Below are 25,214 nucleotides of genomic sequence, written 5' to 3'. Positions count from 1 at the left end.
TTTTCTAAATTATCTTTTAATTCTTCCTCCTGAATTGCCGTTCATTACTTCCAAAATATCGTTAGCGCTGCTCAGATTTATATCGCCTAAAATGGTATGTTTGATGGCGCAGGCTGCATTGGCAAACTTCAAAGCTTTCTCATCATCGAAGTTGATTAAACCGTAAATCAAACCTGCTGCAAAGGCATCGCCGGTTCCGATTCTGTCCACAACAGGATTCACTTCCAGACTTTCGGTTTCAAAATATTGTCCGTTAACGAAAGCTCTTCCTTGTGTCGCCTGATTGCTCGCTGTAACACCAATTCTGGTTTTATCAAATACTTTTTTGATGGAAGGAATTTCTTTCATCAATTTATCCGCAGCCTGGATAAAACTGTCTTTGTCATAACCGAAAGTTGTTCCCAGAATTTCATTGATTTCATTTACTCCGCCTATGAAAATCGTAGAGTAGGAGATGAGTTCCTTAAGAACCGTGAATCCTTCTTTTCCGTATTTCCAAAGATTGGAACGGTAAGCCGGGTCAGCTGTGATTTCGATTCCTTTTGAATAGGCTAATTGCAAACCTTGCTTCAAAGTTTCGTAAGCACCTTCCGAAATTCCTGGAGAAATTCCTGTCCAGTGGAAATATTCTGCACCTTCCAAAGCTTTTTCCCAATCCACCTGTTCTGGTTTAATGTTGGCAAAAGAACCGTTTAATCTATTATACGAAATTCTACTGGCACGCATCGCAGAACCCACTTCCAGGAAATATAATCCAATCGGATGTTCTGTTCTGTTTACGAATTGCGTATCAATCCCGTAACTTTTCATTGTTGCAATGGCGGATTCTCCGATGAAACAATCGGAAACGTTTGTGATGTGTCTCGTTTCGCATCCCATAATGGCCAAAGACGCACCGACGTTCATTTCCGTTCCTCCGAAGAAGAATTCCATTTCGCGGCTTTGTCTCAGCATTTTGCTGTCGGACGGAGATAATCTCATCAACACTTCGCCAAAGGTTACAACTTTGTTCATTAATCTAGTTTTATTTTTTAGAATCGAGATTCTTAATTTTTATTTTTTCTTAACGCAAAGAGCACAAAGATTTTTTTATTTAATTCTATGTTTTTAAGTTCACAAAGGCGTAAAACTTAACAATGTTCGCAGAGAGAAATTAATTACTTTATAAAATCTTCTCTAAACGGACTGAAAACATCTACCAAAATTCCGTCTTCCAGACATTCGACGCCGTGAAGAACATTAGAAGGAACAAAGAATGAATCGCCTTTTTTCAAAATTGAAATATCTTCGCCGATGTTGACTTCAAACTTTCCTTCTGCAACATAAGTTACCTGAATGTGAGGATGTTTGTGCTTGTAGCCAATCCCACCTTTTTTGAAACGGACATTCACCATCATTACAGATTCGTCGTAGCCAACGATTTGGCGGTCGATGTATTCATCTATTTTCTCCCATTCTGTTGAATCGGATTTGTAATATATTTTGGATGTTTGTTTTGTTTCCATTTTTTATTCTAATTCTTTTTTGAACACAGAGTCCGCAAAGATTTTTTATTTTGTTCAATGCTTTTAAGGTCGCAAAGCCGCTTCGCTTAAATAAGCTTTTATCCGTTGAATCACTCGCGGCCCGACTTGAGCGGGAGTCCTTCGATAGTTCGACAAGCTCACTACAGGCTAAGCTCAGGATAAACTGTAGGCGGATTAAGCTGCCCTGATTATTCTGAAATCCTTCGAGAGCCTCAGGATGACATTTTAAAAACTGAAATATTCCTTAGCGTTAAAATAACAAATATCTGCCACCACTTTTCCTACCAAATCCAAATCCTCTGGAAGTTCGCCAGACTCTATTTCGTTTCCTAAAAGGTTACACAATACACGTCTGAAATACTCGTGTCTTGGGAACGAAAGGAAACTTCTGGAATCGGTCAACATCCCGACAAATGTGCTGATGAGTCCCATATTGGAAAGCGCATTCATCTGTTTTTCCATTCCGTCTTTCTGGTCCAAAAACCACCATCCAGAACCAAATTGTACTTTTCCTTTTACTGAACCATCATTAAAATTCCCAATCATTGTTGCCATAATCTCGTTATCGGCAGGGTTTAAATTATAAATAATCGTTTTAGTCAATTTATCTTTGGAATCCAATGTGTTAAGGAATCTCGAAAGGTTCGCAGCCTGACTGAAATCGCCAATGGAATCCCAACCTGTGTCTGGTCCAAGTACTTTCAACATTCTTGCATTGTTGTTTCTCAATGCGCCCAAATGATATTGCTGAACCCAGCCAAATGAATGGTAAGTCTCTCCCAAAAACAACAAAATGGCTGTTTTAAACTGCTCAATCTGATGTGGCGTCAAGGTTTCCCCTTTTCTTTTAGTTTCAAAAATCGAGTTGGTTTCTGAATCTGTGAACGTTTCAAAAGAAATGTTATTCAATCCGTGGTCACACAATCTGCATCCATTGGCGTGAAAGTATTCAATTCTCTTGATTAGCGCATCCTGTACATCCTTGTAAGAATTAATTTCGATTCCTGCAGATTCGCCTAACTTATCGATGTAAGCATTATAATCTTCGTTATCAATCAAGATCGCTTTGTCAGGACGGAAAGCTGTGCTAACTTTGATTCCGATATTATTTTGTTTGATTGTTTTATGATATTCTAAAGTATCAATCGGGTCTTCAGTGGTACAAACTGTTTCCACGTTTCTCATTTTCAACAAGCCGTGAACAGATTTCTCAGACGTTTGAAGCTGAGCGGATACATTTTCGTAAACTTGGTCAGCATTTTTTTCGCTTAACAAATCATAAACGTCGAAATATCTTGCTAATTCCAAATGTGTCCAGTGGAACAAAGGATTTCTCAAAGTATTCGGAACTGTTTTTGCCCAAGCAGCGAATTTTTCTTTGTCAGAAGCATCTCCGGTAATGAATTTTTCGTTAACGCCCATCGTTCTCATCGCTCTCCATTTGTAATGGTCGCCACCGATCCAAACCTGGGTAATGTTATCAAACTGACGGTTTTCGGCAATCTCTTTCGGAGGCAAGTGGTTATGATAATCGATAATCGGTTGGTTTTCGGCAAATCTGAAATACAACTCTTCAGCAAATTTGTTTTTTAATAGAAATGTATCTGTGATAAATGGTTTTGTAAGTGTGCTCATAAGACTAATAGATAATTGACTGATAGATAAAAGACATTATTCGTTTGAAGGTTTTCCGATGGTTGCAAGGATTCCGCCGTCAACGTAGATGATTTGCCCATTGATAAACTGACTTGCTTCGGAAGCTAAGAAAATAGCTGTTCCAGCCAAATCTTCGGGGTTTCCCCAACGACCTTCTGGTGTTCTGCTGATAATGAACTCGTTGAAAGGATTTCCGTCAACACGGATTGGTTCTGTCTGAGACGTTGCAAAATATCCGGGACCAATTCCGTTCACCTGGATGTTATGTTTTGCCCATTCTGTAGCAAGATTTTTAGTCAGCATTTTCAATCCGCCTTTTGCAGAAGCATAAGCCACAACATTGTCACGACCCAACTCACTCATCATAGAACAGATGTTGATGATTTTACCGGATTTTCTGGCAATCATACTTTTTGCAACTAACTGGGACATAATGAAAGGTCCTGTTAAATCTACATCAATGACTTTTCGGAAATCGGAAACTTCCATTTCCAAAGCTGGAATTCTTTTGATGATTCCTGCATTATTAATAAGGATATCGATTTTTTTGTGATTCGTTTCGATTTCTGCCACTTTTTCAGCAGCAATTTTTTCATCGGTCACATCAAAAATATAACCTGTCGCTGTATATCCTTTTGACTGGTAATAAGCAATGGCTTCTTCCAATTTGGATGGAGTAGTGCTGGTTACGACCAATTCTGCTCCTGCTGAAGCCAAACCTTCCGCCATTGCCAAGCCTAAGCCGTGTGTTCCACCAGTTACAAGAGCTATTTTTTCAGTTAAGTCAAATAAATTTTTCATCTAGAAATATCGTTAGATAATTTTTTTATTCTCGCAGATTTCGCAAATGATGCAGATTTTAAAATCAGCTAAATCGGCAAAATTTGCTAGAAAATATTTCATTATTTTAATTCGTCAGTTTTTACAGCATCCATATCACCGTAATCCATATTTTCTCCTGCCATTCCCCAGATAAATGTGTAGCTGGAAGTCCCAACACCAGAGTGAATCGACCATTCCGGAGAGATTAATGCATCCCTGTTTTTAAGGAAGATGTGTCTTGTTTCCTGAGGCTGGCCCATAAAATGTGAAACCGATTGCCCTTCTTCCAAATCGAAATAGAAATAAGCTTCCATTCTTCTGGTGTGCGTATGAGAAGGCATTGTGTTCCAGACACTTCCTTCGTGCAACTCCGTCATTCCCATTTGAAGTTGACAAGTTTCCAGAACGCTGTTTACCAATAATTTGTTGATCGTTCTTCTGTTAGCATATTTAGAATCTCCTAATTCTACAATTTCTGCTTCATTCTTAGTGACCTTTTTTGTAGGATATGTATGATGAGCCGGTGCGGAATTGATATAGAAATAAGCTTGTTCACCCTCGATGCTTTCGAAAATGACTTCTTTATTTCCTTTTCCTATATATAAGGCTTCCTTATTATTAAGTTCGTAAGCAGTTCCGTCAACTGTTACTTTTCCTTTTCCTCCAACGTTGATGATTCCTATCTCTCTTCTGTCTAGAAAGTTTTCGGCTTTCAATTCATCTATTGTTTCTAGTTTAAGAGCTTTGTCAATAGGCATTGCTCCTCCAACAATCAGTCTATCGTACATTGTATAAACCAATTTAATTTGTCCTGCCTGAAATAAATCGTTGATGAGGAATTCTCTTCTAAGGTCTTCGGTGTTATATTTTTTTACATCATCCGGATGATGCGCATATCTGAATTCTGAATGAGTCATTCTATCTATTTGGGTTAACTGAAAATTAATTTGTGTAATCGATTGCATTAAAATATGCTCTTTTTGAGACAAAAAATAATCTTTGTAAATATATATATAAATATTAACCAAGGAAGAAAAATATTAAATATTTTTTAAATTATAGAAAAACAGTTAGTTATGGTTATTTTTGGTGTTCTTTTTTATTGTTTGGGTAACTTTTTTTGTGCAATATTTAGCTTTTAAAAGCCAAAATTTGTGCAACTTGCAAAATTATGTTGTCTTTAGTAATTTATTATTAATATTCTCTATAAATAATTTTAAATACTTGATTATCAGGTGTTTTTTTATTTCATATATTATTAATTTTAATTTCTAGCTTAAAAACTAACAATTTTTATAAAAAAAATATGATTTTGAAAAAAAATGGACCTTAAGTTAATTTTTGGTTAATTGACTTTGCGTGAAAAATGAATTTTTGAGCTAAAATGAATCTTCAAAAATGTTAAAATTTTGTTAATTCATATAATTGCTATTATTCTAGTATAGATTCTAATTATCAATTAATCAGACGTTTATAATTAATATTGGAATTTGTTCTCTACTTATGTTAAATTAATATTAATAAAAAAAATATAATTGGCATTTGTCAATTAAAAAATAATCTTAGTTTAGTCGAGTTAAGAAAACTTTAAAAAACAAGTGCAATCGATTGCATTTTTTAGTGAAGAATTAACACTTTTATTAAGTAAAGAATAAATTACTAATTATAAAAACTAACAAATATCTATGAGTAGTTTAAAACTAGGTATCCATAGTGCTTTTATTAAAACGACGATCGCATCTGTCTTTTTACTGCCGGCATTTGGATTAGCTCAGGAATTAATTAAAGTTTCCGGAACAATTACTTCTGATCAAAAGAAGGCAGTTTCGAATGTGGAAGTTACTGTGAAGAATTCCAAATTCTCTACAATGACTGACAGGTCCGGTAAGTATGAACTCAATGTTCCTAAAAATGCAACTCTGGTGATCCGTGCAAAAGGATACGAAGAGCAGGAGGTAGATGTCAATGGAAAGAATGTGATCAATATCGCATTGGCGAAGTTTGATTCTAACAAGGAAAAAACTATTGACGAAGTAGTTCTGGTAGGGTATACGACTGTTTCCAAAAAAGATGTGACCAACTCTATCGCATCCGTAAAAGGGGAGCAATTGGCTGATATGCCTGTAAACAGTGCGGCAGAAGCTATCCAAGGGAGAATGGCTGGTGTTCAGGTGACTTTTGGAGAAGGTTCTCCGGGTTCTGATCCGGAAATCAAAGTTAGAGGGGGAACTTCCATTACCCAGGATAATGCGCCGCTTTACATTGTGGATGGGATTCAAATGGATAACGCTTTGTCATTGATCTCACCAAAAGAAATAGAGTCTATAGAAGTTCTTAAAGACGCTTCTTCAACCTCTATCTATGGCGCAAGAGGTGCAAACGGTGTTGTTTTGATCACAACTAAGAGTGGTAGGAAAAATGTAAAAACGACTGTTAACTACAATGGCTATACAGGTATAAGAAAAATCGCAAAAACTCTGGACGTAATGAGTCCATATGATTTTGTACAATATCAGTACGAACTTTATAACAAAGATGGTTATGCGGACCTGCAGGAAAAATTCATAAAGTTATATGGCAGTTATGATGATATTGATCAATATAAAACGATTCAGGCTAAAAATTGGCAAGATGAGGTTTTTGGTAAAGAAGCCTTCAACTATACCCATAACTTAAACATCACAGGAGGTAACTCCAACTCTGCTTTTACGTTGTCTTTGAACCATGTGGAAGAAGATGGTATCATGATCAATTCCGGTTACAAGAGAAATATGGCCAACTTCAAATATGATTTTGATATCAGCAAAAAATTGAAAGTTGGTTTGACGGCAAGATATAGTGAGACCTCTATTCTTGGGGCGGGTACATCAACTACCGGTTCACAAACAACGAACAGACTTAGAAACATCATCCGTTACAAACCTTTTGAAGATGGTTCTTATGCAGGTGCAGGTTCTGATGAATTCGATTCTGATGATTATGCAACTACAAACCTGATCAATCCGTTGATCCTGGTTAATAATGAGATCAAGTATAACAATACTGATAACCTATTTTTGAATGGAGTTATTACTTATAACATCATGAAGGACTTAACATTCAAAAGTGTGATTGGTTATGTTAAAAATGATCAGGAAATACAGCAATTCTCAGGACCCTCGACATATCTTTCCAGAATTAACTCTGATATGTCTGTTGTCCAATTGACCAATACCCAAACTAGAAGGATTACGAATACCAATACCTTGGCATACAAAAAGAAACTTGGTGATCACAAGATGGATTTCTTATTAGGTCAAGAGATCGTTCAGACAGATGGAGATAGACTGGATATGACAATCAGATGGTTGCCAACATCATTGTCTCCCAAACAGGCCTTCGCAAATATCCAATTGGCAATGCCGCCAGCAGGCATGATCCAAGATGCGCCGGCAACTTCCATGACGGTTGGGAGACTAGCTTCTTTCTTTGCCAGAGCTAACTACATTTATAATAATAAATATATTGCAACATTCTCTATAAGACGAGATGGGTCTAATTCTTTTGGACCTTCTAACAGATGGGCCAATTTCCCTTCAGCTTCATTGGCTTGGAAAATTGGAGAAGAAAACTTCTTGAAGGATTCTAAAATCGTAAATGACCTTAAGTTACGTCTAGGCTATGGGCAATCCGGAAATGATAGAATCACGCCATTCTTATTCGATACTTTTTATACGCCATCCAGCACTTATGGATATACAGGAGGAACAGGAATTATTACAGGTTCTGCGCCAGGTAATATTATGGCGAATCCCAACATCAAATGGGAAGCGACTGTTTCTCAGAATGTTGGTGTAGATTTTACATTGTTTAATAAAAGGGTCTATGGAGCGCTCGATGGATATATCACTAATACCAAGGATTTACTTTTATTAGCTAAAATTCCTCAAACTTCAGGGTATGAATTCCAATACCAGAATTCAGGAAAAACTCAGAACAAAGGTTTGGAATTAAGTTTAGGAGCAATTGTAGTAAGCAATGAAAACTTCCAGTGGAAAGCAGACTTTAACATTGCTTCTAATAAGAATGTTATCAAAAGTTTAGGGCCACTTACCAATGCTGAAACGAATTATTATCTTCAGCCATCAGGATGGGTTAATAATTTGTATGACTTCAAAGTTCAGATCGGGGCACCTGTCGGAACTTTCTATGGATATGTTACAGAAGGCAGGTATGAGATCAGTGATTTTGATTTCAACTCGGCAAATAATACCTATAAATTAAAAGACGGTATTCCAAGTTCAGGTTCTGTAGCTCTAGGAAACAAAGCGCCTCAACCAGGGGATCTGAAGTTAAGAGACCTTAATGGAGATGGGGTAATTGATGTAAAGGATCAAACAGATCTTGGAAATGCCCAACCTAAATTCTATGGAGGTTTCAACCAGACCTTCCGTTACAAGAACTTTGATATGAGCCTATTCTTCAACTTCTCTGTAGGGAACAAAGTTTATAATGCAAACAAAATTGAGTTTACAACAAAATACCAGTACACAGACCAGAATATGTTAGCAGAAATGGCTAACCGTTGGAAATGGTTTGGAGCTGATGGTGTGAAAGTTACCAACCCGGAAGCACTTGCAGCATTGAATGCTGATACAACAATGTGGACGCCGACAGGGGGTAATTATTTCTTACATTCGTATGCAATCGAGGATGGGTCGTTCCTGAGACTAAACAACGTGACAATTGGGTATACACTTCCGAAAGATTCTTTAAAAATGCTTGGAATCACCAATTTCAGGCTGTATGCAACGGCTAATAACGTATTCACAATTACAGGATACTCTGGATATGATCCGGAAGTGAGTACAAGAAAAAGCACCCTTACGCCAGGTGTGGATTATGCGGCTTTTCCTAGAAGCAGATTTTTCTTAACAGGTGTTGATGTAACTTTTTAATTCGAAAAAAAATGAAAAAACATAAACTTATAATTGCAATATTAAGCTGTACACTAAGCTTCACTACAGTTACTTCTTGTAGTGAGTTTTTGGATGCGGAAAATATTTCTAATTCAAATGAAGAACAACAATTTGATAGTGTGGCAGATACCTTCACAGCATTGATCGGGGTTTACAATCAGGTGATCGGAGATGATGGATATGGCCAAAGAATTAACCTATACTATCCACAGACTGCTGATGATTTCAAAACTTCTGGTGATTATAACTGTAATGACAGAAGAGGAATAAGTACCTATGGGGCTTGTACTTCCAATCCTGATCTCAACAAACCATTCTTGAAATTATATTCCGGGATTGAAAGAGCAAACCTTTGTATCAAGAATATTCCTTTGTCTCCGGTTTTCCAAACAGGTTCCGAAGCTGACAAAAAATTAATGAACCGTTATTTGGGAGAAGCTTTGACATTGAGAGCAATGTTCTATTATGATCTGATCAAGAACTGGGGAGATGTTCCGATGCAGATGGTCCCGTCTTCGGATCTGGAATCGGTTTATTTGCCAAAAACAGATAGGGATGTTATTTATGATAAGATCATTGCCGATCTTGCAACTGCAGCAGAACTGGTTCCTTGGAGGTCAGAAGCAGCTACTACTAATGTGAGATTCACAAAAGCTGCTGTAAAAGGACTTAGAGCAAGAATAGCTTTGGCTAGAGCCGGATATTCTCTTAGAAGAGATCCAAGAATTATGGCAAAAGGTTCTAATTCTGAAGCATATTATCAAATAGCTTATGACGAATGTAGAGATATCATCAACTCTGGTCAACATGGCTTGAATGCTAATTATGAAGCGGCTTTCAGACCATTGCATGACAATACAGAAGATGCAGCTCACGAGGTGATCTTTGCAGTAGGGGCTTATGGTGGTAATGCTGCGACGGATAGTAAAATTGGTTACTACAATGGCATGAGACATGGTGATAATTCTAACTGGAAAAGTAGTGGAGGTATCAATGCGATCGCAACCTATTTCTATGAATTTGGTAAATATGATGTAAGAAGAGACCTTACAGTGGCTTCTATGCAGATCAATGACGCCAATCAGGCGATTTTGTCAACTGGTGTGCTTTGTACAGATGGTAAATTTAGAAAATCATGGACCAATGTTACCGGAACCGCACAAAATCTTGCTATTGACTGGCCATTGCTGCGTTACTCAGATATTTTATTGATGTTTGCAGAGGCAGATAACGAGCTGAACGGTTCTCCTTCTCAAGATGCTATCAATGCGGTACAATTGGTAAGAAATCGTGCTTATGCTGGTAATGTTGGGCAGGCTGGTTCTATCCCGACAGATAAAACTGGATTCTTTAATTATATCGTTCATGAAAGATTATTGGAATTCGGTGGGGAAGGTCTTAGAAAATACGATCTTATCCGTTGGAATCTCTTAGCAACAAAAATTGCAGAAACAAAACAAAAACTTTCAGATCTATTAAACGGAACTGGCCAGTATGCTAATGTACCTTCATATTTATATTACAAAGCTTCGGCGTATGACAGGACAAAAACTGCACAGGCAGCGCTTCAATCGGTAGATATCTATGTTCCTGCAGGTGTTAACAGAGCGGATATTTATTATACGCCTTCAGTAGCAGATACGCCTTCAGGTTATACAAAACTAAACTGGAGAGCGGCAATGACAGCAGCTTATATTAGCGATCCGGCAAAAGGTTATGCTCAATATTTCGAAGCCAACAGAAAAGAATTATTGCCGATCTACCAGGATATTATCCAGTCTAATTATAATCTGACCCAAGATTACGGCTATTAGAAAAGAAAGAATTCTGGACTAGGATTTTTTAAGTTATTATATTTTTAATTTTTTTTGAAGACTCACTCTGTCAGGGTTTTATACCCTGATGGAGCTGAATCTAAGAATTGTATTGACTTAATTCTGAAAAAAAACACAACTATTATTTAAAATTAGTTAATGAGATGGGTTCGTTGAAGGTCAACACTAATTATAATAATTACAATTAATTAAAACTCATAAAACTCATTAAATATATTTTATATGAATAAATTAAAATTACTTTATCTATTCTTTCTACTTGCGGTCATGCAGGTATCAGGACAGTCTGTTACATTCAACGAATCAGCAGGCTGGGTAGAGACTGCTTTTGTAAAATGGCAGCCGGTGACCAATGCCGGAAGATATAATGTTTACTATTCCGGTGAAGGAGTAGTGAACAAACAGATTGATGATTATTTGATACGTAGTTATGGATCATATTTTAGAGCTGATGTTCTAGGTTTAAAAGCAGGTAATTATACCATTACTGTAAAACCTGTGATTCTGGGAATAGAAGGTGAAGGTTCTACAACAAGCACGTTGACGGTTCTTCCTCAGGACAGAAATGGTTTCGCTTTCCATGGCGGAAGAGTTCCCGGCGGTTACAAAGCGGACGGAACGCCGAAGGATAATGCTGTGATCCTATACATTACAGAGAAAAGTAAGAATACGATTTCTTTCAATGTGATCACTAATAATAATGGCAACACGACTAATTATGTTGGCTTCCAGAATATCTTTTCCGGCATCAAGAAAGGGATTGACAAGAGACCCTACATTTTCCGTTTAGTTGGTAATATCACAGATTTTACCGATATGGAAGGAGGTGATCTGGTTGTAGAAAATAAAAATAACGATCAGAGCTACATTACAGTAGAAGGAGTTGGTGACGATGCTACAGCTAATGGCTGGGGAATCCGTGTGAAGAATGCTACCAATATTGAAGTGGCTAATCTTGGTTTTATGAATTGTGACAGCAGCGAAGGTGATAACATCGGGATGCAACAGAACAACTCATACATCTGGGTTCACAACAATGACCTTTTTTACGGAGATGCAGGCAGTGATGCCGATCAGATAAAAGGAGACGGTGCATTGGATAACAAAGGGACAACTTATGCAACTTATTCTTACAACCATTTCTGGGATTCGGGAAAAGCAAGTTTGTTGGGGCTTAGTGAGAATACAACTTCTGGTTTGTATGTTACCTATCATCACAATTGGTTCGACCATTCAGATTCCAGACACCCTAGAGTTCGTTATTATTCGGCTCATATTTATAATAATTATTTTGATGGCGTTGCCAAATATGGTTCTGGTTCTACAGAAGGTTCATCTCTGTTTTTGGAAGGAAATTATTTCAGAAATTCTAAAAATCCAATGATGATCTCTCTGCAGGGAACAGATGTCTGGAGTCCTACAAAGCAAATGAACGACCCGGCTAATCAAGGGACTTTCTCCGGAGAAGGTGGGGGTATGATCAAGGCTTTCAACAATACGATGGATGCTGATATTGCTACCAACTCAATGAGGTTTGTTGCTTATGCAGACCCGAATCCTTTATATAATATCGATGGAAAAATCAGTTCTTTGACGGATTTTGATGCTTACCTGGCCGCTACTCGAGGTGAAACAGTTCCCGCAACGGTTAAATCAAAAGTTGGAGCAAAAACTTATAACAATTTTGATACAGATGCAACTCTTTATATCAAAAATTTGGTTATAGAAGATCCTGCAGCTGCAAGAGACAGAGTGAAAATATATTCTGGTCGTGTGGAAGGTGGAGATTTCAAATGGACTTTCAATAACGCTGTGGATGACAAATCTTATGCAGTTATTACGGGACTAAAATCTGCTTTAACAAACTATGGAACGTCTATGGTTTACATCCAGGCAGAAGGCAGCTCTCAGACTTTGGTAAACACTTCAGGAAACAAAGATCAGACTATAGCAACAGGTTCAGCAATATCACCAATTGTATTCACTTGGGGTGGCGATGCAACAGATGTTACGGTTACAGGGATCCCTGCCAACGGACTTTCTTTCACGAAAGATGCAGCTGCCAAAACACTTACGATCAGTGGGACGCCAACAATTACAACAAGCTATACAGTAACAACGGTAGGTACTGGAAATTCAGTTTCTATCAGCGGGACAGTTAAAATTGGTCCTGGAAATCCAGGTGAACCAGATGGATTGATTCATAACTTCACGACTTCAGGGAAAGTAAGTACATTCTATGCCATCAATGGTAATATGAACTCTACGGACGGTTCTCAGTCTTACGATGGATTGACTTTGACGAAGCGTTTCAAAATGGAATCTTCTACAAGCATAACTTATACAACAACTGCGGAGTCTACACTGACATTGGTTTTCGATGCGGACTTTTCTAAAAATGTTAAGTTTGATGGAACGAATTATACTGCGGTAAATGGTATTCTTACAATTCCAAATGTTGCTGTGGGTGCACATACCATTACAAAAGGGGACACTACCAATTTGTTCTACATCAAGACAGCTTATGCAACAATGGCAACGTCTGATATCGGCAAAGCTCAAGTTAAGTTGTATCCAAATCCGGTTTCAGATTATCTTAATATCAATGGTGCAGGTCAGAAAATTATCAGCGTTAAGGTTTACAATTTTGCAGGAGCACTAGTGAAAAATAATGTGGCTGTGAATGGTGATTCAGTAGATTTAAGAAACTTGAACGCAGGTAATTATATTATCAGCATTACAACTGATAAAGGAACGATCAACAGTAAGATCATCAAAAAATAATCAATATCATTAATGCTTTTCTGAAGGATTTTTAGGTGGCATTATGAAATTGATATTCATACAAGTTTTCATCTCGAGAGGGATGGAAACTTGTATATTTAAAAAATAGGATTCAAGAATCTGGATTTTAAAATAAGAATCACAAAAATGGAGAGGTTAGAAACTAAAAGTCTTTTATTGCTTTTTTCTTTTATTCTGGTTTTGGTCTGTATCAATTCTTTCAGTATTAGTCATATTGATCCTGAAAAAGTTTATACAGTTTCCCAAGACGGAAATGGAGATTTCAAAACGGTTCAGGATGCAGTTAATGCAGTGGAAGATGGACTTGATACAAGGACCAAGATTTTTATTAAGAAAGGAACTTACAGAGAAAAGATCACTATTCCTTCTACAAAAGGTGCAATTTTTTTCGAAGGTGAAAGTTTGACAGAAACGATTATCACTAATAATGATTTCGCATCGAAGAAAAATGCTGAAGGAAAAGAAATGGGGACAACAGGTTCTTCCACTGTTTTTATTTTCGCTAATAATTTTTCAGCCAGGAATATTACTTTTCAAAATGATGCAGGTAAAGTTGGACAGGCTGTTGCTGTATTGATTACTGGCGATAAAGCCATTTTTGAGAATTGCAGGTTTCTGGGATTTCAGGATACACTCTATTTGAAAGGAGAACAGGATGTACCGGCTCCCAAACGAGAAGTCCGCCATTATTTCAAAAACTGCTATATCGAAGGAACCACCGATTTTATTTTCGGTGCTGCAACGGCAGTTTTCAAAGATTGTACGATCTATGCCAGGGAAAGCGCAACTTACCTCACGGCTGCCTCTACGCCGGAAGGTAAAAAGTTCGGATTTGTCTTTATCGATTGCAAGGTCGTAGGCGATGCGAAAATGGAGTCGGTTTATCTGGGAAGACCTTGGCGACCGTTTGCTAAAACAGTTTTTATCAATACAGAAATTTCAAATATCATAAAACCAGAAGGTTGGCACAATTGGAATAAACCAGACGCTGAGAAAACAACTTTCTACGCAGAATATAATTCTAAAGGTGCTAGTGCAAACGCTGAAAAACGAGTTCCCTGGTCTCATCAGTTGACAAGACAACAATCAAAGGAATATCAGACCAAAAATATTCTCTCAGGAAAAGACAATTGGAATTTTAAAATGAAATAATTAAAAAGACTTGTATTAGCAATGTCACACTGAGCAGAGTCAGAATGCCCTGACTAAGCAAAAGGCTTATCTAAGCGAAGCGGCTTTGTGAACTTAAAACATAGAATCAAACAAAATACCTTTGTGTTCATTGTGTTCAAATAGAAAGTAAAAAAATGAAATTCAACAAAATCAAAATATTATCCATTACGGCATTTGCTTCGATTAGTATCTTATCTTGTGCGCAAAAGCCACTGCAAAATTCTTCAGTTCAAAGATCAACAGAGATTTCCCAAAATGTGATTTCCTCAAAATTACCTTGGTCTGAGAGAATGATGCAATCCGAGATGGAACGTTTTCCCGAAGCCTGGATGCTGGATTTTCACAAATCTCCAAAATGGAGCTATCCTAATGGTTTGGTTTTGAAAGGTGCGGAACTGTTGTTTAAGAAAACCGGAAAAAAACAATATTACGATTATATCAAAGGCTACGCAGATGATTTGGTCAACGAGGATGGTACAATAAAAACCTACGATATCAGCAAGTACAACATCGATATGCTGAATTCTGGTAATGTATTGATTTATCTATATTCAGTTACAAAAGAAGAAAAATATCTGAAAGCGATCAAGTTGCTGCGTTCTCAATTGGACAGTCACCCAAGAACTACCGAAGGCGGATTCTGGCACAAAAAAATCTATCCAAACCAGATGTGGCTGGACGGATTGTATATGGGAGAACCATTTTATGCCAATTATACAAAATTGTTTTCTACAGGAGCAGAAGCCGACAAAGCTTACAATGATATTGTTAATCAGTTTGATGTGATCCAGAAACATATGGTGGATCCTAAGACAGGATTGCTATACCACGGTTGGGATGAGAGCAAAGAGCAACAATGGGCGGATAAACAGACCGGGCTTTCTCCGAATTTCTGGGGAAGGGCAATGGGCTGGTACGGAATGGCAATCGTGGATGTATTGGATTATCTTCCACAGAATCATCCGGGAAGGGAAAAGCTGATTGATTATCTGAAATCTTATTCAGAAGCTTTACTGAAGGTTCAGGACAAGAAAACAGGGCTTTGGTACCAGGTTTTGGATAAAGGCGGTGAAAAAGGAAATTATCTCGAAGCATCAGCGTCATCGATGTTTGTTTATACTTTTGCGAAGGCAGTTAGAAAAGGCTATTTGCCAACTTCTTATAAAGCAGTTGCAAAAAAAGGTTATGATGGAATTCTGAAAAATCTCATCAGCGTAGCACCTAATGGAATCATTAACCTGAATCAGAATTGTGCCGTAGCGGGCTTAGGCGGAACGCCTTACAGAAGTGGAACTTACGATTATTACGTAAATGAAGAAATCCGCTCCAATGATCCAAAGGGAACCGGACCATTCATCCTCGCCAGCTTAGAATTAGAAAAATAAATCAGGATATTTTTAATTGTTTGTATTTCTTCAATAAGTTTCACGCCTTTGTTTACCACAAATTATTTTCAATAAGTTCAAAAAATCTTTGCGGACTTTGCTTTAAAAAATCTTCTAATAAAAAGTTAAATATTGAAAGTCAATAAAAAATATATCATCCTATTCTTTTTTGCATTAGCAATCAACCATGTTGCAGCACAGAAGACGAAACCTTATGTCTCAGAAGTCTGGGTTCCGGATTTAGGAAACGGAACATATAAAAACCCCGTTTTGTATGCAGATTATTCTGACCCGGACGTGATCCGGGTTGGGGATGATTATTTTATGACGGCTTCCAGCTTCAACGAAATGCCAGGTTTACCAATTCTTCATTCGAAAGATATGATCAACTGGAAGCTGGTGAATCATGCCATCACGGATTTAATTCCAAAAGAACATTTTGACAAACCAAGACGTGGCGACGGTATTTGGGCTCCAAGTATCCGTTTCCATAACGGCGAATATTACATCTATTGGGGTGACCCGGATTTCGGGATTTATATGGTGAAAACCAAAGATCCTTTTGGAAAATGGGACGAACCAATTTTGGTAATGGAAGGAAAAGGTCTCATCGATTCTTGTCCGTTTTGGGATGATAATGGGAAAGCTTATCTCGTTCACGGTTGGGCAGGAAGCAGAGCAGGCGTCAAAAGTCTGTTGACCATTAACAAAATGAATCCGGAAGGAACAAAAGTTCTTGACAAAGGTATTCACGTTTTCGACGGACACGATGCGCACCCGACTGTTGAAGGTCCTAAGATGTATAAACGAAATGGTTATTATTACATTTTTGCTCCCGCTGGAGGCGTTGCAACAGGTTGGCAATTGGCTTTGCGTTCAAAAAATATATACGGACCTTATGAAGAGAAAATTGTCTTAGAAAAAGGTTCGACTAAAATCAACGGGCCGCATCAAGGTGCTTGGGTAGATACACAGATTGGCGAAGAATGGTTTTACCATTTTCAGGATGTGGATGCAGGAGGAAGAATTGTCCATCTTCAACCGATGAAATGGGAAAAAGACTGGCCGGTCATTGGTATCGATAATAATAAAAATGGAATCGGGGAACCTGTTCTAATATTCAAAAAACCGAATGTTGGAAAATCATATCCAATAGAAACACCAGCAGAATCAGATGAGTTCAATGATGATAAAATCGGTTTGCAATGGCAATGGAGCGCAAATGAAAATATCGTTTGGTCAGCCAAACTTCCTGGTAAGGATTATTTAAGATTGTTTTCAATCAAAATTCCGGATGGCGAAAAAAATCTCTGGAATGTCCCGAATCTTCTAACCCAGAAATTTCCAGCTCCGAATTTCGTAGCAACCACCAAAGTCAAATTATTTCCGGAAGATGCTAAAGAAGGAAAAACTGCAGGACTTCTGATAATGGGGATGGATTACCAGTCATTAGTGATTACAAACAAACCTGACGGATTTTATCTTCAATTAAGAAATGCTCAAAAAGCTGATAAAGGCGGTGAAGAAAAAATTCTGAACGAAATCAAATTAAAATCAAACGAAGTTTACCTGAAAGTCAATATCAACGAACCTAACGGAATCTGTACATTCAGTTATAGTGAAAATGGAAAGAAGTTTGAGAATATCGGCGAGAAATTTCAGGCAAAACCAGGAAAATGGATTGGCGCAAAAGTCGGAATTTATTCGGTCAGCGATTCCAAAGTTTCAAGAGGCGGTTACGCTGATTTCGATTTCTTCAGAATTACCAAAAACTAAGTAAGTGATTCAAAAGTTAGTATTAGAGATGTCATCCTGAGCTTGTCGAAGGATCTTAGGATTAGAAAATATAATGAAATTCGTTACGCAAACCTTTGTAACTTGAAAAATGAAGTTTAAAATAAATGATTAGCGCCTTTGCGTTAAAGAAAAATGAAAAGAATCAAAAATATCTCAACAGCATTGTTTATCGCAGCTTTTGTAATGACCTTTGCTCAGACAGAACAGGGTGATCAAAAGGAGAGAATCGTTCAGCCTTCTAAAGATAAAAACACGACCAACATTTTTCTGGCCGGCGATTCCACGTTGACCGATTATACTTTGGAAAGCAATTATCAGGAAAAACGTTATCCACAGCAAGGTTGGGGCGGTGTTTTTCAGGAATTTTTTGTCACTGACAGTCTCAAATCGTTTAAATCGCCATTGACAAAAAATGTTTTGGTCGTTGATAAAGCCAAAGGTGGAAGAAGTACGCGAACCTTTTTTCAGGAAGGCAGATGGCGTTACATTTTTGAAAATCTGAAACCAAAAGATTGGGTTTTGATTCAGTTTGGTCACAATGATGAATCTGAGAAAAAAGTCGACCGTTATGTTGATGTTCCGGGTTATAAGGAATATTTGAGATTGTACATTCATCAGGTTCGGGAGAAAGATGCGACGCCGGTTTTGGTAACACCGGTTTCCAGAAATTATCCTTGGAAAGACGGTGTCTTGGGTGATAGTCACGTCGATTATGCCAAAGCAATGATAGAAGTCGGGCAGGAGCAAAAAGTCGATGTCATCGATTTGAACAGATTGTCCAAAGAATTTTTTACGAGAAAAGGAAAAGACTTTGTCACAGCAACTTATTTTATGAATCTTCCTGAAGGCAAATTCACAGCTTATCCGAATGGACAAAAAGATGACACCCATTTCCAGCCGGAAGGTGCAAAAGCAGTCGCTCAGCTGGTTTATAATGAATTCAAAAAAATAGCTAGCAAGAAATAAATACTCAAAATTTATCTCGCAGGTTTTGTAGATTCAGCAATTTTAAAATCAGCAAAATCAGTCTAATCTGCGAGAATTTAAAAAGATAATAATGAAGAAATCGATTAAAATTTTAGCTTTAAGCTTAGCAACATTAGTTTCAGGAAACGCTTTTGGGCAGAACATTTCTGATATTTACAAAGGTGTAGAATTCAAAATGCCAACGGTAGCAGAAACGTCTTTTCCTGCAACTTCTGTTAATATCAAAAATTTTGGTGCTGTTTCTGGCGGTATCGTCAAAAATACCGACGTGTTTAGAAAAGCCATTGATGAAACCTCTCAGAAAGGTGGCGGGACAATTATCGTTCCAAGAGGAATATGGTTGACGGGACCAATTGTTCTGAAAAACAATATCAATCTGCATCTGGAAGACGGCGCATTGCTGATGTTCAGCAGAGATTTCGCAGATTATCCTTTGGTAGAAGTTAGTTTCGAAGGTCTAAACACAACCCGTTGTCAGTCTCCGATTTCGGCAAAAGGCGCGACCAACATCGCCATCACTGGAAAAGGTGTGATTGACGGAAACGGTGATGCCTGGAGGTATGTGAAAAAAGGCAAAATGACCGATGGACAGTGGAAAGAATTATTGTCAAGAGGTGGCGTTTTGTCAGCCGATAAAAAGATTTGGTTTCCAAGCGAAAGCTCGAAAAGAGGTTTTGAAAGCACGGCTAATTTCAACATTCCGGAAAAGCTGACAACAAGAGAACAATTAGAATCTGTAAAGGATTTTCTTCGTCCCGTTATGGTAAGTTTGGTTGGTTGTGACAAAGTTCTTTTGGACGGTCCAACTTTCCAGAATTCACCAGCTTGGAATCTTCATCCATTGATGTCAAGCAATTTAATTTTGAGAAATTTAACTGTTAGAAATCCCTGGTATTCTCAGAATGGCGACGGTTTGGATTTGGAATCTTGTAAGAATGTTTTGGTTTATAATAATACATTTGATGTCGGTGATGACGCGATTTGCATCAAATCAGGAAAAGACAAAGACGGCCGTGACAGAGGTGTTCCGACAGAAAATGTCATCATCAAAAATAATACGGTTTACCACGCTCACGGCGGAATTGTTATCGGAAGTGAGATGTCCGGTGGTGTGAAAAATCTCCACGCTTCAGATTGTACGTTTATCGGAACAGACATAGGGCTTCGTTTCAAAACGACGAGAGGTAGAGGTGGCGTTGTGGAGAATATTTGGATTAGCAATGTGGATATGACGGGAATTCCTGCTCAGGTAATTGGTTTTAATATGTTTTATGAAGGTAATTCGCCGATTATAGAAGAAGACCAAAATGCTGACGACGAAAAAAGAAAGGAGAAAGATATTGCCGTGACTGAGGAAACGCCTATTTTCAGAAATGTATTCTTCAAAAATATCACGGCTTCCAATTCTTATGAAGCTTTATCGCTCAATGGTTTATCTGAAATGAACCTTAAAAATATCGTGGTGGAAGATTCTTACTTCGATACCAAAAAAGCTTTGACAATAGTCGATGCAGACGGAATTACATTAAAAAATGTTAAAATAAAATACACCGACGGAACAGGGGCAACAATTTATAATTCTAAAAATATTGACATCTCTGGTTTGACTTTGGAATCTTCTAAAACGCCTTTGGTAAAGGTTATCGGAAGTAAAACTAAAGCTATCAAATTGCCAAAAGGCATCTCTGGCGATAAATTATCGATTTCCAAAGATGTTCCGAAGAATGCTGTAAAATAACTCGTCAGTTCGAGTATTTTTCGAAATGGAATGAAGAAAAATGTATCGAGAACTTTTCTTTAAATTTCATTCTTTCTAAAAATAACTTGAAACGACTTTAAACAAATAATTTTTCTTATATTTTTTCTTAAAACGGATGAAGCCAACCAAAGTTAACTTGAATCACAATAGTCACCTGCGGAAGATTTTCATCCGTTTTTCTATTGTTTTGATTTCGATTTCTAAGTTTTTTTCTCAGGAAATCGAAAGACCAAAAGCACAGCCTTACACCATTGAAACAACTTACGAAAAACTGAAAAAGAAATATACCTTCATCCAGCCTTTGGATCTGGAATTTCCGAAAAACATCAAAGTCAAAAAAGATATTCTATATAAAACAAGAAACGGAAAATCACTTTTAGCAGATATTTATTATCCTAAAGATTCGACTCAGAAATATCCCGGAATTATTCTGGTTCACGGCGGCGGTTGGATTTCCGGAAGTAAGGAAAATGAGAAATTTATCGCTCAGGGATTAGCTTCAAAAGGTTATGTGGCGATGGCAGTCAATTATAGTTTGAGTGATGACGCCAAATATCCTGCAGCAGTCGAAGATATCGAAGATGCTTTAAAATTTTTGAAAAAACAACATAAAGATCTCTCTCTTAATAAAAAGAAAATTGCATTGGGTGGAAATTCTGCAGGCGCGCAACTGGCAACTTTGGTTGGCGTCAAAAAGAAGGTTCAGGCGATTGTAAACATTGATGGAATCGTATCTTTTATTCATCCGGAATCTGAGGAAGGAACTTATGCCGCCTACTGGCTTGGAGCTACGAAGGTTCAGGATTTTCAAATATGGAAAGAAGCTTCGCCTTTGGAGTATGTTGGGAAACGTACGCCGCCAACATTATTTATAAATAGTTCTCAACCGAGATTTCACGCCGGGAGAAATGATATGATGAAATTATTAAAAAGTTATAATATCCCGACGGAATTTCACGAAATCAAAGATTCTCCTCACTCATTCTGGTTGGTCCAACCTTGGTTTGATGAGACTTTGAGATATACTGTAGATTTTCTGGATAAAGTTTTGAAAAATTGATTCAATGAAAAAGCGTTTTTTATTTCTAAGTTTTTTATGCGTGATTTTGAATTTTGCTCAATCGCCTTACATCACAATTACGGTGGCAAAGGATGGTTCCGGAGATTTCACGACGATTCAGAGTGCGATTAATTCGATTCGGGATTTAGGTCCGGCTGAAGCTTTAATTAAAATCAAATCAGGAATTTACAATGAAAAAGTGGTGATTCCTTCTTCAAAACATCGGATCACCATTGAAGGCGAGAACAAAGACAACACAATCATCACCAATGACGATTTTTCCGGAAAACCGAATCCTTTGACCAATGAGAAACTCAATACCTTTAATTCTTATACATTTTTGGTTGCAGGCGATAATATTAAGATTTCAAATTTGACCATCAAAAATTCGTCTTGTAATCAGGGTCAAGCTGTTGCGCTTCATGTGGAAGGCGACCGGTTTGTGATGAAGAATTCTAAAATTTTGGGTTGCCAGGATACGCTTTATACAGCGACTGACCACAGTAGGCAATATTATGAAAACTGTTATATAGAAGGCACTACGGATTTTATTTTCGGGCAGGCGACTGTGGTTTTCAAGAATTGTGAAGTCAAAAGCTTAGCCAATTCTTACATCACAGCGGCTGCAACAAGCAGGGATAATCCATACGGTTTTGTTTTTATTGATTGTCATTTAACAGCAAAAGAAGGTGTTAGCAAAGTCTATCTCGGGCGACCGTGGCGACCGTTTGCGAAGACTGTTTTCATTAATACAACTATGGAAAGCCATATTTTGCCAAAAGGTTGGAATCCGTGGAAAGGTGATAAAATGTTTCCAGATAAAGAAAAGACCACTTTCTATGCAGAGTTTGGAAGCAAAGGAAACGGTTCAAATCCAGACAAAAGAGTAGAGTGGTCTCATCAGCTTTCCAAAAAAGAATTGAAGAATTATACGATCAAAAAGATTTTTCAAAAAGCTAATAATTGGATTCCATAAAATTGTTGCACAAATTATAATTTCCAAAAATTCCCAAAATTGACTTTTTAGTTTAGATTTTGGGAATTATTATGCAATCGATTGCTTAGGTTTTGAACTGTATTATTTGCATTTTCTCAAAATGATTTTATTTAATTAAAAATTTATTTAAACATGTATTTAATTCATGTAGTCTTTAAATAAAGGAAAATTAAATTGAATGTTAATCAAAATTAATATTTAAATTAGGAAATTTTCACAAAAATATTGCACGAATTAGAAATAATTTTATATTAGAACCGTCGATTTATTACAAAAATTTGTGTAATCGATTGCATAATGAAATTAAATAAACGATTAATAAATTACTTATCATGAAAAAACTATTATTTTCTTTAATATTTGCAGGCATTTCTGTAGCAAATCTTAGTGCACAGTCAAAGACTTGGGATTTTAGCGATACTGCGAAATTTGCTGCAGGTGCAATTTCAACTGATACGACAATAGACGGATTGTCATTTGTTACAGGTGGAAGCAATCTTACAATAGCTACCAATAGTCTTGCGACGTTCGGTGATGGATATGCTCCGACACAACGTTTGCAGTTTGGGGGTAATAGCTATGGTGGTTCTACCAATCCGGCTGTTGGAGCTACTTCCATGCCTACAAGGAGGTACACGCAGTTTGCTGTGGCTGGAAATGCTGTGATTAGATTATGGGCGAGAGGTGGTGGTGCTGGCAGGTCAATCTTGATCTCTGATGGCACAGGAAAGGTTTTAAGTTCGACAACTTTTGCGGGCAACGGAACTTCGGATATTGCCATTATTTCATATACATATACAGGTGCTGCGGGAAATGTAATAGTATCTACCGGAGGTGGGGATAATAGTCTGTATAAAATAGAATATACGGACAATTCTACCCTGGCGGTGGGAGAAACAACGTCAGAGATAAAAGCTAATGCTTTTTCAGTTGGCAACAAAATTTATGTAAAAGATCTTGCCTCAAAAAACACAATGGTGAATGTTTATTCTGCCAATGGCATGCTCGTTAAGTCCTTAAGAACTTCTGCTGATACAGATTTTGAGATTAATGGGAGAGGTGTTTATTTCATTAATCTAAAAACCGATGTTGGAGAAAGATCAGTCAAGGTGCTGCTAAGATAGAACGTGTAAGTAGTAATTTTTTTCATATTAATTTTTTGAATAAGCCTGATGAACAATAGTTTATCGGGCTTTTTTATTTAATTGCGCTTAATGATTCGAGATGATCATTTCTGTTTGTTCGTTTAAAATTTTAAGGGTTAGCGAGGTTGTAATTATGATAGACATTTTTTTTGAAATCTCGTTTTTTGGTCAGATCAGTTATGATTTTGGTAAATTTAAAACAATCGATTGCATTGAAAATTTTATTTAAAATTGATTTTTATTGCCCCATCTATTTCTAAAACTGAAAGTATAATATTCCTAGAACCATTATTAATAAAGGATATTTCATTAATGTTAAAGTTAATTAACATTAAATTAAAAAAAAATATCTTGGAATTGAATAATAATTTTATATTAGAACCATAGAAAAGTTACACAAAATTGTGTAATCGATTGCATTGAAATTTAAACAAACAATTAATAAATTACTTTATCATGAAAAAAACATTACTTCTTTTAGCTTTTTCTGTTGTTGCAACTGTGAGCAATTTCAAAGCACAAACGACTTGGGACTTCTCTTCTTGGGATGTTGTTTCAGGGGTGACAACAAGTACCGTGAAAAATAATCTTGCCATGGTCCCAGGACCGGAAACGGTGGTGAACTTTGGAGCTGTAGAAGCTAACACGGCTAATTTTTCCGATGGTTATGCTGCATCAAAGCGTTTCAAATTGAACGGTGGTGGTTTTACCTCAACAGGAGTTAATACTACGCCAACGCAACGTTACATATACTTTAAAACAAATGGTAACTCATCCATTACTATCTGGTACAAAAACGGCGGCGGCGGAGACCGTACTTTATACATTGGAACAGGAACTGCGGTCTTGACCTCTAAAACTTATTCTAACTCTTCAGACGGTATTATCTACACTTATGATTATGTAGGACCTGCAAGGGATATTTACATCTACGGAGATCAATCGCTGAATCTTTACAAGATCACTGCGACCAACGTCGGGACAACTGTTCTTGGTGTGAATGATGTGAAGAAGAATATGAAAGCTACGGCTTATTCTATAGGGAACAAGATCCATGTATCGAACCTTGAAGCTAAGAACACTGAAGTGAATGTTTATTCTGCAACAGGATCTTTGGTTAAAACAGCTAAGGTTTCTGCAGATACAAACTTTGAAGTAAATACTAAAGGTGTTTATATCGTGAATCTTAAATCTGAAGCAGGTGTGAAATCTGTGAAAGTTCTAATCCAATAAGAACCGGGATATATCAGTTAAACTAGAATCAATAAAATTTATAGATAATAAATTTTTCATTAATCAAGGTTTGATG

17 protein-coding genes are annotated in these 25,214 nt (G+C 37.2%); 12 read left to right on the top strand and 5 right to left on the bottom strand.

Features of this window, described 5'->3' with window-relative positions; genetic code table 11:
- Positions 1–9: 9 nt before the first annotated feature.
- The 5 genes from K319_RS0112235 to kduI form a co-directional block, all read right to left on the bottom strand.
- Positions 10–1,014 carry a sugar kinase gene (locus tag K319_RS0112235; RefSeq protein WP_027383859.1) on the bottom strand — a complete coding sequence of 335 codons (1,005 nt, stop codon included), beginning with the start codon at positions 1,012–1,014 and terminating at the stop codon, positions 10–12.
- 143 nt (positions 1,015–1,157) lie between these two features.
- Positions 1,158–1,505, bottom strand: a complete 348-nt coding sequence (locus tag K319_RS0112230; RefSeq protein ID WP_027383858.1) for a cupin domain-containing protein — start codon at positions 1,503–1,505, stop codon at positions 1,158–1,160.
- 246 nt (positions 1,506–1,751) lie between these two features.
- Positions 1,752–3,161: a glucuronate isomerase gene (gene uxaC, locus K319_RS0112225; protein ID WP_027383857.1), complete on the bottom strand. Its 1,410-nt coding sequence runs from the start codon at positions 3,159–3,161 to the stop codon at positions 1,752–1,754.
- 36 nt (positions 3,162–3,197) lie between these two features.
- Complete coding sequence (locus tag K319_RS0112220; RefSeq protein ID WP_027383856.1) at positions 3,198–3,983, bottom strand: gluconate 5-dehydrogenase; 786 nt, start codon at positions 3,981–3,983, stop codon at positions 3,198–3,200.
- A 101-nt stretch (positions 3,984–4,084) separates the two neighbouring features.
- A complete protein-coding gene (kduI, locus tag K319_RS0112215) occupies positions 4,085–4,921 on the bottom strand; it encodes a 5-dehydro-4-deoxy-D-glucuronate isomerase (protein WP_027383855.1) in 837 nt (278 codons plus the stop codon).
- A gap of 768 nt (positions 4,922–5,689) precedes the next feature.
- Here kduI and K319_RS0112210 point away from each other — a divergent pair.
- From K319_RS0112210 to K319_RS0112150, 12 genes are all read left to right on the top strand, one after another.
- Positions 5,690–8,941: a SusC/RagA family TonB-linked outer membrane protein gene (locus tag K319_RS0112210; RefSeq protein ID WP_084403441.1), complete on the top strand. Its 3,252-nt coding sequence runs from the start codon at positions 5,690–5,692 to the stop codon at positions 8,939–8,941.
- Between the two features lie 11 nt (positions 8,942–8,952).
- Entirely contained in the window at positions 8,953–10,776 is a 1,824-nt protein-coding gene (locus K319_RS0112205; protein WP_027383853.1) for a RagB/SusD family nutrient uptake outer membrane protein, read from the top strand.
- Between the two features lie 243 nt (positions 10,777–11,019).
- A complete protein-coding gene (locus K319_RS0112200; RefSeq protein ID WP_027383852.1) occupies positions 11,020–13,581 on the top strand; it encodes a pectate lyase family protein in 2,562 nt (853 codons plus the stop codon).
- A gap of 147 nt (positions 13,582–13,728) precedes the next feature.
- Positions 13,729–14,754: a pectinesterase family protein gene (locus tag K319_RS0112195; protein WP_034671727.1), complete on the top strand. Its 1,026-nt coding sequence runs from the start codon at positions 13,729–13,731 to the stop codon at positions 14,752–14,754.
- A 155-nt stretch (positions 14,755–14,909) separates the two neighbouring features.
- On the top strand, positions 14,910–16,160 hold the full coding sequence (locus tag K319_RS0112190) for a glycoside hydrolase family 88/105 protein (protein ID WP_027383850.1): 1,251 nt from the start codon (positions 14,910–14,912) through the stop codon (positions 16,158–16,160).
- Between the two features lie 153 nt (positions 16,161–16,313).
- Positions 16,314–17,936 (top strand): glycoside hydrolase family 43 protein, encoded by a 1,623-nt coding sequence (locus K319_RS0112185; protein WP_213083440.1) that lies wholly within the window; start codon positions 16,314–16,316, stop codon positions 17,934–17,936.
- A 153-nt stretch (positions 17,937–18,089) separates the two neighbouring features.
- Positions 18,090–18,923 (top strand): rhamnogalacturonan acetylesterase, encoded by an 834-nt coding sequence (locus K319_RS20365; protein ID WP_034671726.1) that lies wholly within the window; start codon positions 18,090–18,092, stop codon positions 18,921–18,923.
- Positions 18,924–19,014: 91 nt separating this feature from the next.
- Complete coding sequence (locus tag K319_RS0112175; RefSeq protein ID WP_027383848.1) at positions 19,015–20,682, top strand: glycoside hydrolase family 28 protein; 1,668 nt, start codon at positions 19,015–19,017, stop codon at positions 20,680–20,682.
- A 136-nt stretch (positions 20,683–20,818) separates the two neighbouring features.
- Positions 20,819–21,763: an alpha/beta hydrolase gene (locus K319_RS0112170; protein ID WP_051230650.1), complete on the top strand. Its 945-nt coding sequence runs from the start codon at positions 20,819–20,821 to the stop codon at positions 21,761–21,763.
- A 4-nt stretch (positions 21,764–21,767) separates the two neighbouring features.
- Positions 21,768–22,739 (top strand): pectinesterase family protein, encoded by a 972-nt coding sequence (locus K319_RS0112165; protein ID WP_027383846.1) that lies wholly within the window; start codon positions 21,768–21,770, stop codon positions 22,737–22,739.
- A gap of 353 nt (positions 22,740–23,092) precedes the next feature.
- A complete protein-coding gene (locus tag K319_RS0112160) occupies positions 23,093–23,884 on the top strand; it encodes a T9SS type A sorting domain-containing protein (protein WP_027383845.1) in 792 nt (263 codons plus the stop codon).
- A gap of 477 nt (positions 23,885–24,361) precedes the next feature.
- Entirely contained in the window at positions 24,362–25,138 is a 777-nt protein-coding gene (locus tag K319_RS0112150; protein ID WP_027383844.1) for a T9SS type A sorting domain-containing protein, read from the top strand.
- Positions 25,139–25,214 lie beyond the last annotated feature (76 nt).

Origin of the sequence: Epilithonimonas caeni DSM 17710 (genome assembly GCF_000426465.1) — a bacterium.
GTDB lineage: Bacteria > Bacteroidota > Bacteroidia > Flavobacteriales > Weeksellaceae > Epilithonimonas > Epilithonimonas caeni.
The sequence above is the reverse complement of the archived record's forward strand: the minus strand, read 5'-3'. Positions and strand labels throughout refer to the sequence as shown.

What these genes read in the sequence shown, in the direction of transcription:
- K319_RS0112200 (WP_027383852.1), top strand. Translation starts at nt 11,020, where the DNA reads ATGAATAAATTAAAATTACTTTATCTATTCTTTCTACTTGCGGTCATG.
- K319_RS0112195 (WP_034671727.1), top strand. Translation starts at nt 13,729, where the DNA reads ATGGAGAGGTTAGAAACTAAAAGTCTTTTATTGCTTTTTTCTTTTATT.
- K319_RS0112235 (WP_027383859.1), bottom strand. Translation starts at nt 1,014, where the DNA reads ATGAACAAAGTTGTAACCTTTGGCGAAGTGTTGATGAGATTATCTCCG.
- K319_RS0112220 (WP_027383856.1), bottom strand. Translation starts at nt 3,983, where the DNA reads ATGAAAAATTTATTTGACTTAACTGAAAAAATAGCTCTTGTAACTGGT.
- K319_RS0112150 (WP_027383844.1), top strand. Translation starts at nt 24,362, where the DNA reads ATGAAAAAAACATTACTTCTTTTAGCTTTTTCTGTTGTTGCAACTGTG.
- K319_RS0112160 (WP_027383845.1), top strand. Translation starts at nt 23,093, where the DNA reads ATGAAAAAACTATTATTTTCTTTAATATTTGCAGGCATTTCTGTAGCA.
- K319_RS0112205 (WP_027383853.1), top strand. Translation starts at nt 8,953, where the DNA reads ATGAAAAAACATAAACTTATAATTGCAATATTAAGCTGTACACTAAGC.
- K319_RS0112230 (WP_027383858.1), bottom strand. Translation starts at nt 1,505, where the DNA reads ATGGAAACAAAACAAACATCCAAAATATATTACAAATCCGATTCAACA.
- K319_RS20365 (WP_034671726.1), top strand. Translation starts at nt 18,090, where the DNA reads ATGAAAAGAATCAAAAATATCTCAACAGCATTGTTTATCGCAGCTTTT.
- K319_RS0112175 (WP_027383848.1), top strand. Translation starts at nt 19,015, where the DNA reads ATGAAGAAATCGATTAAAATTTTAGCTTTAAGCTTAGCAACATTAGTT.
- K319_RS0112165 (WP_027383846.1), top strand. Translation starts at nt 21,768, where the DNA reads ATGAAAAAGCGTTTTTTATTTCTAAGTTTTTTATGCGTGATTTTGAAT.
- K319_RS0112210 (WP_084403441.1), top strand. Translation starts at nt 5,690, where the DNA reads ATGAGTAGTTTAAAACTAGGTATCCATAGTGCTTTTATTAAAACGACG.
- uxaC (WP_027383857.1), bottom strand. Translation starts at nt 3,161, where the DNA reads ATGAGCACACTTACAAAACCATTTATCACAGATACATTTCTATTAAAA.
- K319_RS0112170 (WP_051230650.1), top strand. Translation starts at nt 20,819, where the DNA reads ATGAAGCCAACCAAAGTTAACTTGAATCACAATAGTCACCTGCGGAAG.
- kduI (WP_027383855.1), bottom strand. Translation starts at nt 4,921, where the DNA reads ATGACTCATTCAGAATTCAGATATGCGCATCATCCGGATGATGTAAAA.
- K319_RS0112190 (WP_027383850.1), top strand. Translation starts at nt 14,910, where the DNA reads ATGAAATTCAACAAAATCAAAATATTATCCATTACGGCATTTGCTTCG.